This is a genomic window from Candidatus Cyanaurora vandensis, from assembly GCF_013285555.1.
GTDB lineage: Bacteria > Cyanobacteriota > Cyanobacteriia > Gloeobacterales > Anthocerotibacteraceae > Cyanaurora > Cyanaurora vandensis.
Map to the genome: position 1 here is coordinate 1 of NZ_JAAXLT010000189.1, position 16,417 is coordinate 16,417.

The 16,417-nt window shown below is 55.4% G+C and carries 21 protein-coding genes; 12 read left to right on the forward strand and 9 right to left on the reverse strand.

Annotated features, from left to right (window positions below; translation table 11 throughout):
- Positions 1–85: 85 nt before the first annotated feature.
- Positions 86–376 (reverse strand): FUN14 domain-containing protein, encoded by a 291-nt coding sequence (locus tag HFM78_RS13380; RefSeq protein WP_287129947.1) that lies wholly within the window; start codon positions 374–376, stop codon positions 86–88.
- A gap of 80 nt (positions 377–456) precedes the next feature.
- Here HFM78_RS13380 and HFM78_RS13385 point away from each other — a divergent pair, with 80 nt between their 5' ends.
- The gene (locus HFM78_RS13385) at positions 457–654 is read left to right on the forward strand and encodes an NAD(P)H dehydrogenase subunit NdhS (RefSeq protein ID WP_287129948.1); all 198 of its coding nucleotides are present in this window, start codon (positions 457–459) and stop codon (positions 652–654) included.
- Here the strand turns inward: HFM78_RS13385 and HFM78_RS13390 are convergent.
- Complete coding sequence (locus HFM78_RS13390) at positions 651–791, reverse strand: DUF2256 domain-containing protein (RefSeq protein ID WP_287129949.1); 141 nt, start codon at positions 789–791, stop codon at positions 651–653. The genes HFM78_RS13385 and HFM78_RS13390 overlap by 4 nt on opposite strands.
- Positions 792–849: 58 nt before the next feature.
- On the opposite strand from HFM78_RS13390, the gene HFM78_RS13395 reads away from it, so the two are divergent.
- Together HFM78_RS13395 and bioD are read left to right on the forward strand one after the other, a co-directional pair.
- Entirely contained in the window at positions 850–1,893 is a 1,044-nt protein-coding gene (locus HFM78_RS13395) for a Gfo/Idh/MocA family protein (protein ID WP_287129950.1), read from the forward strand.
- A complete protein-coding gene (gene bioD, locus HFM78_RS13400) occupies positions 1,893–2,564 on the forward strand; it encodes a dethiobiotin synthase (protein WP_287129951.1) in 672 nt (223 codons plus the stop codon). Before HFM78_RS13395 ends, bioD begins: the two co-directional genes overlap by 1 nt.
- On the opposite strand, the gene HFM78_RS13405 is transcribed toward bioD, so the two are convergent.
- The 3 genes from HFM78_RS13405 to rapZ are packed head-to-tail and all read right to left on the reverse strand — an operon-like array spanning position 2,535 to position 5,268.
- The gene (locus tag HFM78_RS13405; protein WP_287129952.1) at positions 2,535–3,083 is read right to left on the reverse strand and encodes an HNH endonuclease signature motif containing protein; all 549 of its coding nucleotides are present in this window, start codon (positions 3,081–3,083) and stop codon (positions 2,535–2,537) included. The two genes, bioD and HFM78_RS13405, sit on opposite strands and share 30 nt — an antisense overlap.
- Positions 3,084–4,397 carry a gluconeogenesis factor YvcK family protein gene (gene yvcK / locus HFM78_RS13410; RefSeq protein WP_287129953.1) on the reverse strand — a complete coding sequence of 438 codons (1,314 nt, stop codon included), beginning with the start codon at positions 4,395–4,397 and terminating at the stop codon, positions 3,084–3,086.
- Positions 4,384–5,268, reverse strand: coding sequence for an RNase adapter RapZ (rapZ, locus tag HFM78_RS13415; protein ID WP_287129954.1), 885 nt, complete (start codon positions 5,266–5,268; stop codon positions 4,384–4,386). Before rapZ ends, yvcK begins: the two co-directional genes overlap by 14 nt.
- Positions 5,269–5,689: 421 nt before the next feature.
- Between rapZ and rsmI the strand changes: the two genes are divergently transcribed.
- From rsmI to HFM78_RS13430, 3 genes are all read left to right on the forward strand, one after another.
- Positions 5,690–6,547, forward strand: a complete 858-nt coding sequence (gene rsmI / locus HFM78_RS13420; protein WP_287129955.1) for a 16S rRNA (cytidine(1402)-2'-O)-methyltransferase — start codon at positions 5,690–5,692, stop codon at positions 6,545–6,547.
- Positions 6,544–7,398: a folate-binding protein YgfZ gene (locus HFM78_RS13425; protein ID WP_287129956.1), complete on the forward strand. Its 855-nt coding sequence runs from the start codon at positions 6,544–6,546 to the stop codon at positions 7,396–7,398. The genes rsmI and HFM78_RS13425 overlap by 4 nt, the downstream gene beginning before the upstream one ends.
- Positions 7,399–7,518: 120 nt before the next feature.
- Entirely contained in the window at positions 7,519–7,716 is a 198-nt protein-coding gene (locus tag HFM78_RS13430; protein ID WP_287129957.1) for a hypothetical protein, read from the forward strand.
- Here the strand turns inward: HFM78_RS13430 and HFM78_RS13435 are convergent.
- Both HFM78_RS13435 and sppA read right to left on the reverse strand, forming a co-directional pair.
- Positions 7,706–8,815, reverse strand: a complete 1,110-nt coding sequence (locus HFM78_RS13435; protein ID WP_287129958.1) for a geranylgeranyl reductase family protein — start codon at positions 8,813–8,815, stop codon at positions 7,706–7,708. The two genes, HFM78_RS13430 and HFM78_RS13435, sit on opposite strands and share 11 nt — an antisense overlap.
- A gap of 3 nt (positions 8,816–8,818) precedes the next feature.
- Positions 8,819–10,609: a signal peptide peptidase SppA gene (sppA, locus tag HFM78_RS13440; RefSeq protein WP_287129959.1), complete on the reverse strand. Its 1,791-nt coding sequence runs from the start codon at positions 10,607–10,609 to the stop codon at positions 8,819–8,821.
- A gap of 63 nt (positions 10,610–10,672) precedes the next feature.
- On the opposite strand from sppA, the gene HFM78_RS13445 reads away from it, so the two are divergent.
- The 6 genes from HFM78_RS13445 to HFM78_RS13470 all read left to right on the forward strand — a co-directional run bounded on the left by HFM78_RS13445 (position 10,673) and on the right by HFM78_RS13470 (position 14,626).
- On the forward strand, positions 10,673–10,840 hold the full coding sequence (locus HFM78_RS13445) for a hypothetical protein (RefSeq protein ID WP_287129960.1): 168 nt from the start codon (positions 10,673–10,675) through the stop codon (positions 10,838–10,840).
- Positions 10,833–11,357: a tetratricopeptide repeat protein gene (locus HFM78_RS13450; protein WP_287129961.1), complete on the forward strand. Its 525-nt coding sequence runs from the start codon at positions 10,833–10,835 to the stop codon at positions 11,355–11,357. Before HFM78_RS13445 ends, HFM78_RS13450 begins: the two co-directional genes overlap by 8 nt.
- Positions 11,354–11,605 (forward strand): chlororespiratory reduction protein 7, encoded by a 252-nt coding sequence (locus HFM78_RS13455; protein ID WP_287129962.1) that lies wholly within the window; start codon positions 11,354–11,356, stop codon positions 11,603–11,605. Before HFM78_RS13450 ends, HFM78_RS13455 begins: the two co-directional genes overlap by 4 nt.
- Positions 11,606–11,701: 96 nt before the next feature.
- Positions 11,702–12,367 carry a hypothetical protein gene (locus HFM78_RS13460; protein ID WP_287129963.1) on the forward strand — a complete coding sequence of 222 codons (666 nt, stop codon included), beginning with the start codon at positions 11,702–11,704 and terminating at the stop codon, positions 12,365–12,367.
- Complete coding sequence (locus HFM78_RS13465) at positions 12,360–12,848, forward strand: hypothetical protein (protein WP_287129964.1); 489 nt, start codon at positions 12,360–12,362, stop codon at positions 12,846–12,848. The genes HFM78_RS13460 and HFM78_RS13465 overlap by 8 nt, the downstream gene beginning before the upstream one ends.
- A 434-nt stretch (positions 12,849–13,282) precedes the next feature.
- The gene (locus HFM78_RS13470; RefSeq protein WP_287129965.1) at positions 13,283–14,626 is read left to right on the forward strand and encodes an L-serine ammonia-lyase; all 1,344 of its coding nucleotides are present in this window, start codon (positions 13,283–13,285) and stop codon (positions 14,624–14,626) included.
- A gap of 1 nt (position 14,627) precedes the next feature.
- Here the strand turns inward: HFM78_RS13470 and HFM78_RS13475 are convergent, their stop codons facing one another.
- Both HFM78_RS13475 and lnt read right to left on the reverse strand, forming a co-directional pair.
- The gene (locus HFM78_RS13475) at positions 14,628–15,104 is read right to left on the reverse strand and encodes a DUF2808 domain-containing protein (RefSeq protein ID WP_287129966.1); all 477 of its coding nucleotides are present in this window, start codon (positions 15,102–15,104) and stop codon (positions 14,628–14,630) included.
- A 318-nt stretch (positions 15,105–15,422) separates the two neighbouring features.
- The coding region (lnt, locus tag HFM78_RS13480; RefSeq protein ID WP_287129967.1) for an apolipoprotein N-acyltransferase at positions 15,423–16,417 on the reverse strand (995 nt) is incomplete at its 5' end.

Sequence of the window (16,417 nt, forward strand, 5' to 3'; positions counted from 1 at the left end):
ACCTCGCCCAAGCGGGCGGTCTTGCTAGCGAACATCTCCCGGAAGCCCTCACCTACGTTGAAACACTCCTGAGCGCGGCCCTGGCCTAGCGCAACTTCAGACCCAACACGACCCCGCCCCCGAAGCCGACCATACTCGCGCCCAATTCCTGAACTAACGTCGTCGCCCATTGGACAAGTGACTGGCTACCCAGCTCCAATCCCGCTGTGAGAGCGGACCACTGGACCGTGACTATACCCAACCGCGTCAGCCCAAACAACAACAAAATAACCAGACCCAACAGCAAAAGGGCGAGTTTAGTGGCTTTTTTGAGGGTGTAGGCCACGGCTAACCCAGCGAGGGCACCCCCGCCTAACTGCCATTGCCATAGCTCCATCGGCTCCCCTGCCATTTCTTTCAGGGTACTAGCCTTGGTCCCCCCGTGCTACCCTCGTAATGACCTTCACCGTCAGAGTCATGAGCCCGATTCGCCCCGGTATGCCCGTCAAAGTGATTAACCCGGACGATATTTATTATGGTTTCGAGGGTCAAGTCCAGAAATTAATTGATGGCATGGTGGCGGTTATTTTCACGGGCGGCAACTGGATTAAGTTAGTGAGTTTTAAACCCAAAGACCTTGAAGTCCTCGAAAAAACCAAGGGTAAGCGGAGTTAAGCGCGACGGCGGCAGCGTTCTGAACAATATTTCACCTCATCCCAGCACCGCTCCCATTTCTTGCGCCAAGTGAAGGGTCGTTGACAGATTGGACACATTTTGGTGGGTAAGTCAGCTTTTTTGGGGGCGTGGGGCATGGTGGTCTAAGCAGGTATGGTAGGATTTATGTGCCCTTTTTAACACTGCCTTCACATTATGTCCAACCCAATGCTCGACCGCTCGCCGAATAAGCCAATCCCTGTCGGTGTCATCGGCGTGGGGCACATGGGGCAACACCATACCCGCGTCTTGAGTCTACTCAAAGATGTCCAACTCGTCGGGGTGGCGGATGTGAATAGGGAGCGGGGCCTCCACATTGCCAGCCAGTACCGGGTCCACTTTTACGAAGATTACCGTGAACTTCTCGAACACGTCGAGGCTGTCTGCATCGCCGTCCCGACCCGTTTGCATTGCTCCGTGGGGCTAGACTGTCTGCGGGCGGGGGTTCATACCCTGATTGAGAAACCGATAGCTGCGAGTATTGCTGAGGCCGAGATCTTGGTCAACGCTGCCGCTGAGTATAACCGCATTCTCCAAGTGGGCCATATCGAACGGTTCAATCCCGCCTTTCGAGAACTGACTAATGTACTGAAGCGTGAAGAGTTACTGGCACTGGAGGCCCATCGGTTGAGTCCCTATTCCAGCCGCGCCAACGATGTCTCTGTAGTTTTTGACCTGATGATTCATGATATTGACCTGATTCTCGAACTCATCCCCTATCAAGTCGTCAAGATGACCGCTTCGGGGAATGCGGCAAACTCTGGCTACCTGGACTACGTGACGGCTAATCTCGTCTTTGAGAACGGGCTAGTCTCGACCTTGACGGCAAGCAAAGTCACTCATCGCAAAATCCGCCGTATCGCCGCCCACTGCAAAGATTCCTTAGTCGAGGCGGACTTCTTAAATAACGACATCTCAATCCATCGCCAGACTACTTCTAACTACTTAACGGATTACGGTCAAGTCCTCTATCGGCAGGACGGGCTGATTGAGAAGGTCTACACCAGCAATATCGAACCGCTCCACGCCGAACTCGACCACTTCATCCAATGTGTGCGCGGCGGAATTAAGCCCTCTGTGGGCGGAGAACAGGCCCTCAAAGCTCTACTCCTCGCTGACCGCATCGAGAAAACTGCCCTAGATGGAACGCTCTGGGTGAGTGCAAATAAACTTGCCACCGCCGGGATTGCCACCAACTAGTGCCCACCCTACTGATTGTCGGTACGGATACGGGGGTCGGGAAGACAGCCTTGACCCTGGGCTTGGTGAGCTACTGGCAACAGTACCGTAAGCCGACGGTGGGCTTGATGAAACTGCTGGCCTGTGGTGTGGAAGACATCGAGACCTACCAGCGGCTCTTGACCCTAAACCAAACGACGGCTCTTTGTCCCCTGGTTTTTGAAGCTCCCCTAGCTCCGCCCTTAGCGGCGGCTCAGGCGGGAACCGTGGTGGACTTGGGCCGGGTTTGGCAGGGCTATCAACAGCTATCCCAGGAGCGCGAACAGGTTTTCCTGGAAGGCGTGGGCGGGCTGGGTTGTCCTTTGACGGCAGACTATACCGTGGGGGATTTAGCGCGGGATTGGCGGGTCCCGGTGGTTCTAGTCGCTCCGGTGCGGCTGGGAGTCGTGGCACAACTAGTGGTCAATAGTCATTACGCCCGTGCCCTGGGGTTGAGCGTGGCGGGGATTGTCTTGAACCAAACTCAGCCTGTTTCCGCAGCGATGGCAGCGGATTGGGCACCCGTCGGGTTGATTGAGAATTTATGTCGGCTCCCGGTGTTGGGGTGTCTACCTTATTTAGTAGATTGGACAGCGGTGAGTTTAGCGCAAGCGGTAGCAGGATTAGACCTGGAATACTTGCCCGGATTTTGACTGCTCCCGGGTCAAGGTGAGCGTCGCCTGTTCGAGTTGGTGGGCGGTGGCCCGGGGATAGCGGGCTGCTACGTCCACGGGTACGGTCAGGAGGTCTAGTTGGGCCGTGGGACGAGAAGGCGGCGGGAGGTAGGACCAGAGCGAGGGGGGAACGGAGGCGACCCGCCCGACGAAGGCACGGGCAAAGTAAATAATGTGGTCGCTTTTCCAGAGGTTGCAGGGCAGACAGAGGGGCTGGACGTTCTCCCCGGTGTTGGGACCGCCGCGCGATAGGGGCACGATGTGATCCAGGCTAATCGTGTCGCGCCCGCCCCAAGCCCCGCCACAGCAAGGACAGACCGGGTACAGTCGCCAGACTTGCCAAAACTCATCCGGGTCAATCTGGCCCACTGGGTCATAGTTAACGCGTCGTTCACGGGCACGCTGGCTCCGTCCGCGCTTGGTCTGCTGGCTAGCACAACCAGGACAGGGGCTGAAGCTCGTCAGGAAGGCCTGCTGACAGTGGGGACAATGGTACACCTAAGAGGCCCGACGCAACTGCTGGAGTTTCCGCCCGTACCAATGCATCAGGACCCGTGCGAGACGGCGTGAATGGTGGCGCACGCCCGTGGTCCCGACCCGCTCAATCACATCGGCTCCGACGACTTGGAGTCCCATGAAGGCGAGAATCTCACGGTCCACCGGGATGAGATTCACCCCTGGGGTCTCTTTTTGGACTAAGACAGTTTGGATAAAGGGTCCGCCCACCACCGCTTCCATGGCTTTGATATGGTCGCTCACGCTTAAACCTTCGGTCTCGCCTTTTTGAGCAACTAAGTTTGAGACATAGACGATGGGGGCCGTACTTTTTTGCAGTGCATCAGCAATTTCGGGGACGAGGAGGTTGGGGATGATGCTGGTGTAGAGCGAGCCGGGAGCAATTAAGATTAGCTCGGCCTCAGCCATAGCTTCCAGGACGCGGGGCAGGGCCTTGGGGGCGGCGGGTAGACAACCGACCCGACGGATTTTGCAGCCCGATTCGGGGATCTGCGATTCGCCGTCAATGCGGGTCCCGTCTTCCAGTTCAGCCCAGAGGGTTACGTTCTCTAGGGTGGCGGGTAAAACCCGGCCCCGGACGGCTAGGACCTGAGAAGCAGCAGCCAGCCCCTTCTCCCAACCGCCAGAAATTTCAGCCATCACGGTCAAAAATAAATTCCCGAAACTGTGCCCACCCAGACTACTCTCGCTTTCAGCAGGACGGTCCGGGAAACGGTACTTAAAAAGTTCGGTCAATAATTTTTCTTCGTCTGCCAAGGCTGCCAGACAGTTGCGTAAATCTCCGGGCGGTAAGGCCCCAAATTCCCGACGCAAGCGGCCTGAGGAGCCGCCATCATCGGCGACCGTGACCACAGCCGTGATGTTATTGCTGTAATGCTTGAGGCCCCGCAGTAAGGTCGAGAGCCCAGTCCCGCCGCCAATCGCCACAATCTTCGCGCCCCGGTTGAGACGACGGTGGGTGAGTAGACGGTTAGCGAGATCTGGAGCTTCGCCATCGGGGACCAGTACTTCGGTAATCGAGGTCAAGGCCCCGCGCAGTCCCCAGACAATAAAGGTCAAGCCGACCACGAGGACTAGAGGACCACTGGTATCGTTGGGGATGGCCCGCGCCACGGTGGTGATCGCCCCTTCGAGAAGTTGCCCAGTACGGAAAATGGGCCGCAGGTCAATCCAGATCGCCAGTCCCATGGTGATCATCGCCATGCCCACTAGCACCAGACTCAACCAGCGTTTGACTTGTAACCCCGGTAGTAGCCAAATCCCCATCCGCCGCGTACGTTCTTTAAGGCTGACCATGCCGACTCCTCATGTCCTGTTCGCGGTGGGTGACGCGGATGCGCCATTGCTCAGGGTCCGGGGTGAGGTGTTGGGCCAGCCGCTCCACAAAAGCGACCGAGCGGTGTTGTCCACCCGTACAACCAACGGCAACACTGACCTGTCCCCGACGTTCCTGACGATATTGACTCAAGAAAAACGCGATAGTTTCATGAACCCGACCATAAGTAAGCTGAGCTTCACGGAAACCAAATACATAATCTACCACTTCGGTGTTCATACCTGTCAGTTCCCGCAGTCGGGGTTCGTAATAGGGATTGGCTAAAAAGCGGATATCAAATAGCAAGTTAGCCTCCGGGGGCACGCCATATTTGTAGCCAAAGCTCGTCAAAACCACAGTCATCGGCGGCACCCGTCCCGCCACCAAGCTCTCTACTTCCGTGCGTAAGTGCTTGACACTAACTTGAGAAGTATCGAGGACCGCCCAAGCCCAGGGGCGCAGGGGCGCAAGATGAGCACGTTCCTGTTCAATCGCCGCCGCCAAGTCCGCCGCCGCAGTCATCAAGGGATGGGGACGGCGAGTCAGGGCGTAGCGAGCCAACAGAGCCGGGGTATCGCACTCAATAAAGATGAGTCGGGGCTCATGACCCGCATCCTTAAGCTGACCGAGAGCTTGCTCAACTTTCGCCACAAAGGTCGGGGCCTCCCCCACGGACGGGGCCATCTCCAGCGCGAGTAAAGGCTGGGGGCGGGGTAGTTGTAAAAAAGCCGGGACCAGAGCCGGGAGGAAATTATCCATCACAAAATAGCCCAGGTCTTCCAGAATGTTGAGGACCGTACTGCGCCCACTGCCCGAGAGTCCGATCAATACTAAGGTTTGCGGTTGCAACATGGGATGTCCAAAAAGTGATGACTTGCTTTACAGCGCAAGATTGTACCTATGTGACTTTAGCGCAACAATTGAACGAAAACTGCCCCTCCGCCCCACATGGTGGGGGACCAAGGCAAAAGAGAGCAGGCAAAGAGTCGGCCAGAGGGCGGGGTGCAATTGAGAGTTGAACCATTTAAATAGCAATTGAACCGGATAAGCTCCTCTCCCGCTCTCGTGGAGAGCTTTAGTTGCCCGTGGGGGCCGTGCGCGGCCCTCACGGGTCGGCGGGAGCGCGGGGGCAGAACCTTAGGTTCCTGTCCTCGTCGGCTGTTGGGGATGTTGGCTATTAGGTTTGTTAGTTGTTAGGAGATGCCTACAAGCCTCGTGGAACTCTTGCAGAAGCTACGGCAATCTTGTAAACCTCACAGGCTAACCTAGAACCATGGAACCCCTGCTCTATATCGTCCCTACCCCCATCGGCAACCTGGAAGACCTGACCTTCCGGGCCCTCAGGGTCCTCCAGAGCGTAGACCGGATCGTGGCAGAGGATACCCGTCATACGCTCAAACTGTTACAGCATTACGACATCCACAAGCCCTTAACTAGCTACCACGAACACAGCCCCCCCCAACGGCTGGCAGAACTTCTAGGCCTCCTGACAGCCGGGAGTCGGCTGGCTTTGGTGAGCGATGCGGGCACGCCAGGGATCTCCGACCCAGGGCGGGCTTTGGTCCAAGGATGTTGGGAACGGGGGGTGGTGCTGGAAGTGTTACCGGGAGCTTGCGCTTGTATCACGGCTCTGGTTAGTTCGGGGTTGGAGACGGGGCGGTTTGTGTTTGAAGGCTTTCTGCCGGCGCGAGGACGAGAGCGGCAGGAGCGGCTGGCTCAATGTCAACACGAGACGCGGACCCTAATTTTTTATGAAGGTCCCCACCACCTGCGTCAGACCCTCCAAGACTTAATCCATTGGCTAGGCACAGACCGCGAACTAGTTTTGGCACGAGAACTGACGAAACTCCATGCCCAGGTCTGGCGGGGAACTCTAGCGCAAGCTTTAGTAGATTTCCCACAACCCCGGGGCGAATTCACGTTGGTGGTCCAGGGGCGTGCGGTGGCGGTAGAAACGGTAGACGATGCTTTTTTACAGGCACGGCTGGCGGAACTATTGGCGCGGGGCCTCTCACCCTCGGCGGCGAGTCGGCTGGTCGCCCAACAGACCGGGATTTCACGTAATCACATTTATCAGCTAACCCTCAGCACCCACCACAATAAAGAAGGATCATTAGAGGACCCCGGATGAAAGGTTGGTTTACGCCTGAGGTTGGGTTTTTGCGGGTCACGGGCCGCGATAGCCGCGACTATTTACACCGGCTGCTCTCTTGCAACATCAAAGACCTCGCCGTCCACCAAACTATCCCCGGTGGCTTGCTCAACGCCCTCGGTAGACTGATTGCGCCCCTGTGGTGCTGGGGGTTGCCCGATGAAGAATTTTTGCTGCAAACCCCCGCTGCGTGTTTGGATGAACTGGGGATGCGCCTCGAACGCTACGTCTTTAGTGAAGATGTGGTGGTTAGCCCGACGGCGGGCCGACTCTGGCAACTGGTCGGCGTGACTGAGCCCATCCCGACCCCAGTGCCGGGACTGTGGGCACAACAGACGGATTTAGTGTATTGGCATCTCAATGAAACGGATTTAAGTGACTCGTGGCAAGAAGCGGGCTTAGTCGCGCTGACCCCCCAACAGGCCGAAACTCACCGTATCCTCCAGGGTGTACCCGCCTGGGGCCAGGAGTTGGATGCCCAAGTCGTCCCGCTCGGGTTGAACTGGGACCAAGCCTTTGACCATGACAAGGGTTGCTACACCGGACAGGAAGTCATCTCCCGTTTAACCTTCGTGGGCCACCCACCCCATCAACTTTTAGGGGTAAAGCTTAAAGAGTTGTTAAGTGAACTGCCCACCCCTTTACAAAAAGACGGAGAAAGTATAGGCAGCTTAACGAGTTGCGGGGAGTCCGTAACAAAGGGCGTGGTTGGTCTAGCGCGGATTCGCTGGCAACAGGCCGGGGCTGGGGAGATAGTTCAGGTGAAAGTTGGTGAAAATTTCAGCAATGCTACGCTGGTTGCCCTACCTTTCACAGATGTTGTTGACTAGGGAATCACTGCCAGGACATGAAGGATTGTTGCAGAGGGGCTGGTAAAGTGTCACGATTCGCAATCACCAGAGCGAAAATCAAGGGTTACTGTATAAGTCACTACCACCCGGACCGCCCTCATGCAAAACCCACATCACCTCGTCCAAGTCCAGCCGGAGACCCGCAATCATCAGGGCTTCTTTATTGCGGAAGAGACCTTCTTTTTAGTTGAAGAGACCCCGAGTGGCTGGGCACGTATTTGCTCCGATGCTCATAGCGATGGTTACGCCCGGTGCCATTTAGTCAACCCCGACGATTTGAAGTCCCTTAAAGGTTAAGGGGATTCAGGCGGGTGAGGGCACGTTCAGCGACTGCACGGTAGCAGATTTCTCCACTCAGTAATTGACCCATACGCTGGGTACTCCCCGGGCGTTTTACCCCCAGACGATAGGCGAGTTCAGTCACCCGGTAGAAGACTTGGGCGAGGCGACTCGCCCACTTGAGGTCCTCCCCCCAATACTGGTGGACTTGAGTTGTGTAGTCTCTGAGAGCTTGTTGGTCTCCAGCCAAGGCACGGTCAATCGCTTGGGCTGCCAGAACTCCAGTGTGCAGGGCAGGCCGGATTCCTTCGGCGGTGAAGGGGTCCACAATCCCTGCACTCTCCCCCGCCAAGAGCGCGTGGTGGGTATGGAGTGGGCTATTACCTTGCCACAATAAGAGGGGATGTCCATGTAGCGGGATGTCTTCTAGCATTAACCCAAAACTCTGGACGTACTGAGCTAGAGGCTTCTTGAGGTCTACTTTTTTTCGTCCAAAAGTCCCCACGCCAATCGAGTGCCCATCGGCCTTGGGAAAATTCCACAGATAGCCCGCTGAAACCAATCCAAACTCGAAATGGGCCGTCTCAGGTTGCGGGACAGGCGCGGGGATCTCGACTTCAATCGCCCCACCGATGACCATCTTGCGCTCTAGTCCTAACCACCGGGCGGTGGGTCCTTTTGCGCCATCAGCCCCGACGAGGTAATGGGCGGTGAATTGCTGGTCAGCGGTTTCGACCTGCCAGCCGTTATCCAGTGCCTTAATGCGGACCACTGGCGCACCGCCTTGGAACTGTGCCCCCTGCCGTTGGGCTTGCTGGAGCAGGAAGTGGTCAAATTGGTCGCGGCGCACCATCCACACTGCCCTCGGCCCTAGGGTCGCCAGGACCTCATCCCCCAACTGCCAGGTGTAGCGGATCTTGGTCACCTGAGCGGAGATGACTGGGGCAAAGTCGAAATCAAACCACTGCTGCACGACCGCAGGTACCCCGCCACCGCAGGGTTTATAGCGCGGTAGAGTCTCTTTGTCCAAGACGAGGACACGCCACCCCCGCTTAGCGAGGTGATAGGCGGTCGCACCCCCCGCCGGACCACTGCCAATAACCAGACAGTCGTACATTATTTAGTGCACATCCTCGGGCAGCGCGATGGTCAGGTAACGGTGCTTGCGGACCAACTCCGGCGTGAGCGCACCCCAACCCCGAAAGAGCGGCTCAGTCCCACTAGCCGTTAGTAGTTCACGGGCAAGCTGACGGGTCTGGGCTTGTTGCAGTCGGGTGAAAAATCCACCCAGGTTATCCCACACATTACTCGGGGTCTGGAGCTCCACCACCTGCACCGAGCGGTCATTGGGGATTTTGGCTTTCTCACGGGCGAGCCCAATCGCCGTATCCAGCCCTCCCAGACGGTCCACCAGCCCCAAGGTCAAGGCCCGGTCCCCCAGCCAACTGCGCCCCTGGGCCACCGCTTCCATCTCCGCAGCGGTCTTCCCCCGTCCCTTGGCAGCCAAGTCCACGAACCGACGATAAAACTTGTAGAGTTGCTCGTTGTAGAGACGGGCTTCCGTGGCATCCAGCGGTCGGGTCCCCGAGAGCGCATCAGCCCTAGCTCCCCGCTTAAAAACCTCAGGCGTGAGGTCTAACCGCTGGTTCAACTGTTGCAAGTTGGGAATCACACTGAAGACCCCAATCGAGCCGGTTGTGGTCGAGGGCTGAGCGACAATCGCTGTCGCATCCATGGCGACCCAGTAACCCCCACTCGCCGCTGAATCTGACATGGAGACAATGACGGGTTTCTTGGCCTTGAGCCGTTCCACTTCCCGCCGCACCAGATCCGGCCCAATCCCAGCCCCACCGGGCGAATCTACCCGGAAGACCACTGCTTTAATCTCGTCGTCCTCACCCGCTTTACGCAATGCATCCACAATCGGTTGAGAACCCTGGGTGGTATCGCCCGTCAAGGGACTCGCGCCATCCCCCGCTCCCGGCACAATCAGCCCCACGGAATAGACCAAGCCGATCTTGTCCTCACCCCCATTCAGGCCAAACTTCCCCAGGGGCAAGGTGTGATAGCTCCCGTCCTGGACCTGAGCTAGATCCGCGTCGGGTTCCTGACCGAGTTTCTTTTTAAGTTTGTCGCGTAACTCGTCTTCGTAGGCAATCCCGGTAATCAACCTGTTCGCCAAGGCCCATTCCGTCGTCGGTAAGTTGGTATCAATCAATCGGCGGACCTGAGGAATCGTCAGCTTCTTACCCTGGGCGACGGCGTTGACGAAACGGTTGTAGCGACCATCCAGGTTGTAGTTAATCATCTCCTTGACGGGCGGCGTGAAAGCCTTCAGACCAAAGCTCTGCCCGGACTGGGATTTATATTGACCAAACGCGAAATACTGCACGCCAATCCCCAGTCGCTCCAGGAGTCCCGGCAGATGGACGGCCTGACTGACCAGCCCATTCATCTCAAAACTGCCCTCGGGGACCATGTAGAGTTCATCCAAGACCAAGGCTAGGTAATAGCCCCGTTCATCAAGACTCTGGGCATAGCCGACCGTAAACTTCCCACTGCGCTTGAACAGGGTCAGAGCGTCGCGCAACTCTTCGGTCTTGGCCCAGCCTGCCCCATAGTCATCCAAGCGGACCAAAACCCCCTTAATGCGGTCATCTTCCGCCGCTTTTTTCAAATTATCAAGCTGATCTTTTAACGTTAACGGCGTGTCTCCAGCCAACAGATCTAGGGGTGAACCTCCGCCTGGGACAAATTCCGGGAGGTCTGAATTCAAGTTGAGTTCGAGGAGAGCAGCTTGGGCGACTTCCGGTTCTCGGTTCCCCAGGGCTAGGAAGAGGCCACCTACCACCAAGACGGGCAACAGCAGTAAGAGGGCAATAACGACGTAGGGCCAACGGGGTCCGGGCATAGGCATTATCCAGGCGGTGGGTCCATCCTAACAATGACCCCACGGATTAAAGGGATCTAGGCCATGATGAATGGAACGAGTGGCAGCTTTTGTATGGAGCGCGAGTGTTGTTTTGGTCTTGATCCCGCGCTAGCTGAGCTAGTGGCAAATCTCCAGCCCGTCCGACGGCCCCTCCCCCAACCCGTTAAACCGAAAGAACCCGTGACTGTCTCGGTGGTGGACCATGGGTGACCGCAACGGAGCCTTAGTTTACTTAGCCGCCTTGTTTCTATTGTTGGTGTGGATTGCATGGCAGGTCTTCAACCAAGTCATCCGCACCCGGAGCTATGAGACCTTAATTTCGCGGCTGCAACCCAAACTGACCAAGGGCACGGGCACCCCGGAGGAACACTACGAACTCGGCTGTGCCTACCTCGAAAAGAAACTCTACGAAGAAGCGATCCGCCAATTCAAGAAAGCCCTCGCCCTCAATCCCCAGTACGCCGAGGCTCACAATAACCTGGGCTATGCCTACTACCAACAGAAACAAATTGAGTTGGCCCTGCGCTCCTACCGCGATGCCGTGCGCTACAAGGAAGATTACGTCTCCGCCCTTAGCAACCTAGCCCACGTCTACGAGCGCAAATTCCAGAGCGAACAGGCCCTAGAGTGCTACGACAAAATTCTCCAAGTCCAACCCAAACACACCCTGGCGAACCGACGGGCGAGCCTTTTACGTAAGCGCGTCCCCACGGAGAACAAAGGATGAACGACGACGACCAATACTACGTCCTCCTCGAAACCGACCGGGAGGAACAACTCCTGACTGAGGACGAACTAAAGGTCTATCTCGCCGGGGTCCTAGCGCGTGAACAGGGCCTCACCCCCGTCCAAGCCCAAGCCGAGGTCCCCCACTTACTCGATACCGCCTGTGAAATTCCCTTAGAGGCGGGGCGATTCTGCCAGTGGTACGCCACCCGGATTGACCGCCCCTCAATCCGTAAACGCTCCTGGTAAAACATACTCAATTGAGATATTAGACGCATCAAAATAACAGCACTGACGTTGGCCTGCTACATTAGGACGTATAATCATAATGAAGAGGAAACAAAAATGCCTGATTTAGTTAAAATCTCTGCGGCAAGCTTGGAGTACCAAGCAATGTTTAAGGTGCCTAATATCAACTTTATTAGCAGTGGTGCAGAGAGAGCTTTTGAGGCAATCATGATCGCGCTCTTGCCTTACGGTTTACGTCTAGCCAATGTAGATACGCATACTTTTGGCAAACCTGCTGACCGTAGAATAATTTTTAGTATTCCAGAACATGACGTCAATTTCCAGGTTGGGGCGGAAGGATATAAATTTGTCAAAGAAAGTGTATCTTGGAGAGTTTTAGATGAGTATAAACCGATAATGATTGCTGCTGAACAGGCCCTACTTGAAGGAAGTGCTGCAAAAATAGGAGCGTGTACGGCTACGATAGCAATGCATCTACAGCCACTCGTAAAATCTAGAGAAGAAATACTAGAACCATTTGTTCCAGAACCGTTTAGACCTCTCATAGCGCAACGCAAGGCTGATAGATACGGTAATCATCTGAAATTGGAAGATGGCGATCTCCTACTTGATTTTTCCTTGGTTTTTGCCAATGGAATTTTTCTAAAATTTTCACGACAATTTAGCGGTCATCCGCCAATATTCGAAGCTCTGGCTCAAGTGCAAAGGGACCAAGAGGCTGTGTTTAAAATTTTAGGAGTTGAGGAGATAGTTAATGGTTAACCAACTTGCAACAGCATTCGATACTCCGCAATATCGCCCGTCACGGGAAAAACCTGTAATTAACATCTTTCCCTTCCCCCTTCATAAACTTGCTATGTGTAGCTCTCCCCTTCTTGAGAAGCAAGCGGGATTTGCACGAAATTGGATATCTGAGCTAGATTCTTTGCAGCAGCATTATCTGATTTTGGATAGTGATCACACTATTATCAAAATTCTTCAGGAGGAACCAAATCTTTACGAGCTTTTGATGGAAGCCGTGAAGCCGCTTGAGGACGTTTTTGGAACAAGCCGAATTATTCAAATTCGAGTACAGTTAGCCGATGAAGATTATATGCTTAGGGTAGCCGTACAATTACCATCTAATTTTGAAGGTGAACCTGAACACAAATTAAACTCTTTTCACGAAGCATGGTGGCTAGACAATTGCCATCGTTCGGGTGGAACTCTCGTATTTGATTACGAGCTGCGGGATGCAATTTGATTGGCGTGAGTTTCTAATCGTCGCCCATGAATCACGTAATGATCCACGAGAGAGCGTCCGACGGACTTGCCTTGGGCGCATATATTATTACGTTTACCATCTAGGACTCAGTAAGGCTCAGCTATTAAACTGGCAGGACCCCAAGCAAAGTAGTCATAAAGCACTTTGGAGTTGGTTTCAAGGTTATTCAGATCCAGATATTAAAAAATTGGGAGTTTTGGGGAGTCGGATTTACTCGTCCAGAATTGACTCAGACTATCGCGCCCACCCGCTCTCAAGCCTAATGATTGTAAGTAAACGGCTCAGAAACGCACGAGAGTTTGAACTTTTAGTAGCGAAAAGTAATGGGCAGACACCACCGACAGCACTGACACCATGAGTGGAAAGTGTTCTCGGTACAAGCTAGCGTGGAAGAGTCCAGATCTAAGACCACCATGGACGCAATCACCACCTCAATTTTTGACCTTTTCAAAGTGGGACCCGGACCCTCTAGCTCCCATACCATCGGGCCAATGCGGGCAGCACGGGATTTTCTGGGGCGTATCCAAGGACTGAGCGGGACCAGACTCACGGTGGAACTTTATGGTTCTTTGAGTGCGACGGGTAAGGGACACGGTACCGACCGGGCGATAGTGGCGGGTTTACTAAGCTGGACCCCGGAGACCTGTGATCCAGATGTATTTTTGATGCTCCTTGAACATGAGACGGTTTATCCCGTGCGCTTGGGCGAGCAGACCCTAATTATTAGCGCGGAGGATGTTCATTTTGTGCGTGGTCACCATGAATTCCCCTTCAGCAATACCCTCATCTTCAAGCTCTGGGACGGTCCCCAGATTCAACACCAAGAGCAGTATTATTCTGTAGGCGGCGGGTTTATTCAACGCGAGGGTGAAGTTCCGAGCCCACCGCCACTTCCCCCATTTCCCTATCACTCCATGACCGGACTGCGCCAACAACTAGCGCAAGCAGACTGCACCCCGGCAGAGTTGATTCTAACTAACGAAACCGCCCTAACCGGACGGAGCCGAGTTGATATCCTGCAAAAAATTGATGACATCTACGGATTCATGCACCGGGCCGTAGAACGGGGATTGACCCGCGAAGGCATCCTACCGGGCTTCATCCAACTCCAACGCAAGGCCCCCGCCCTCTACCGTCAAGCCCAAACTCGCGCCGGGACTCCCGACAGCTTATTTATTTTCCTTAATGCTTACAGTATTGCCGCCTCCGAGGAGAATGCTAGTGGTCAAGTGGTCGTTACCGCGCCGACTTCCGGGGCTTCAGGAGTGATTCCGGGGCTTAGTTATTGGCTCAAGCACCACGTCCAGGCGACTCCCGACCAACTACGAGTAGGTTTATTGGCGGCGGCGGCAGTGGGATTTTTAGTCAAACACAATGCTAGTATCTCCGGGGCCGAGATGGGTTGTATGGGCGAGGTGGGGACGGCCTCCGCCATGGGTGCGGCCCTCTTGAGTGCTAGTGCGGGCTACGGAATTGAGGTCATTGAGGCAGCCGCAGAGATTGCCTTAGAGCATCACTTGGGCATGACCTGTGACCCCATCGGTGGCTATGTGCAGATTCCCTGCATTGAACGCAATGCTATGGGCGCGATTAAAGCTTACAACGCCTATCTGCTAGCTTGTTCCGGTAATCATACCCACCAAAAAATTTCCCTAGACCGCGTAATCCGGGTGATGCGGGCGACTGGGGAAGATATGTCCCACAAATACAAAGAGACCTCCGAAGGCGGATTGGCCCTCAGTAGTACGGAGTGTTGAACTAACGACTGCCCTTCTGCAAAAAACTCAGCCGCCCAAACCCCAGAAACTGCGGTCCAGTTGGATTACCTGCTGGAAATACCGCAATCTCAAAAAGATGGGTCCCGCCCAGACGCGGGTTAGACATCGGATAAAGCTGTAGACTTACTCCCTGACCGGGCGCGACGGGTTGGGGAAAGGTGACTGTGACTGCCCGCCCCACCACCGCAACCTGAGTCACCAGGGTTTGCCCCGCGACTACTGCACTCACCATCCCCGACTCCGGCACCCGCAAACCCTGGGGAATCCCCATTACCACCCCGCCCAATGCCGACCCACTCCCCGCCGGGACTGCCAACTCAAAAGTATACCGGGCGTAATCAAACGTACTGCTGTTATTACTAGTTGCTGAACGGACTAACTGGGGAAACTGCGCGAAATACCCGGTGGGCTGAGCCAGCACAGGTAACCCCAGGAAAATTACCAGCCATCTACGCATGGGTCTTCCCCCACTTAACTCCTCAAGTGTAGTGCGACAGGTTTTCTATAAGTGTGCAGTGGGACTATTTTCTTGCCGTCTCCTAAAGGGGAATTTTTGAGTAGAGTGAACGCCTTGCGGCTTCATTACGTCTTTATTCAATTTGGTCTAGGGCTTTATACACTGGGGCGGGAAATCGGGGATTCTGGATACATGAGCGATTTGATTCCCCCCTGCAAACCCCAACACGCATTAGTCTTGGGGTTTTTCACTTAGAATTACACAAATTGAGTCGTCTGGGCTGAAGTAGTTCTTAAAATCCCTTTTAAAAAGGGGGATTTAGGAGGACCTCTTTAAGCCCCAATACCGCTGCCAGACCACTACCCCCAAACCGACCCATAGCAACCAGATCCAGTTCCCGCCCCCCTCGGTGTAGGGCGTGCGTCGCGTCTGACGGGTAATTGGCACGGTGGACAATTGGAATTCACCCCGCTGGGTAAGTAAGGTCGTCCGTCCAAGCGGGTCAATTGCCCCCGAAGACCCAGTATTAGAAGCACGGACCAACCAACGGGCATTCTCAACCGCCCGCAAGGTCTCAATGGCATGGCGTTGGGGAGGCATGGCGGGACCGAACCAACTGTCATTGGTGACCGTGACCAACCACTGTGCCCCCCGCGCCGTCTGGCCCCGGAAGACCTCGGCAAAGGGCGAATCAAAACAAATCCCCGCCCCGACTACTCCCTGCGCCGTGGTCAAGGTCTGGTCCCAACGACCGGGGTAGAGGTCTCCCGCCAAAGGTGAGACCCGCTGCACCAGCCAGCCCAGCAACGACTTGAAAGGTATCGTGTCATTGAGCGGTACCAAGTTCACCTTGTCGTAAACCCCGCCGTCACTGGCAAATAGACTATTACTAAACTGGTCGCCCCGGCGGTCATAGGCCCCGAGCAGTAAAGGGACTTTGAGTTGACTGAGAGCCTGACCCAGGGACGTATCACGCTGGTTGCGTTCATCCCAAACTAGCGTCACCGCCACCTCTGGGGTCATAATCAAATCCGGCTTTTGCGCCGCCAAGGTCCGATAAGCCCGGGTATAAATTGCCATCACCCGTTCAGGACCCAAGGCAATCCGTTCAGCTTGGGGAATATTGGCCTGAATCACTGCCACCATGAGCGGTTTTCCCGTGGGTACTGGCAACCCGCGCCACCCCAACAAGACCACCAACCCCGTCACCCGCGCCAACGTCCCGATCAGCATCGCGTACAAGGAATCGATCGACCGCGCCCGACAGGTGTTGCTCGAGGTGGTCAGGCGTGACCCGCGCATCGTCAAAACAC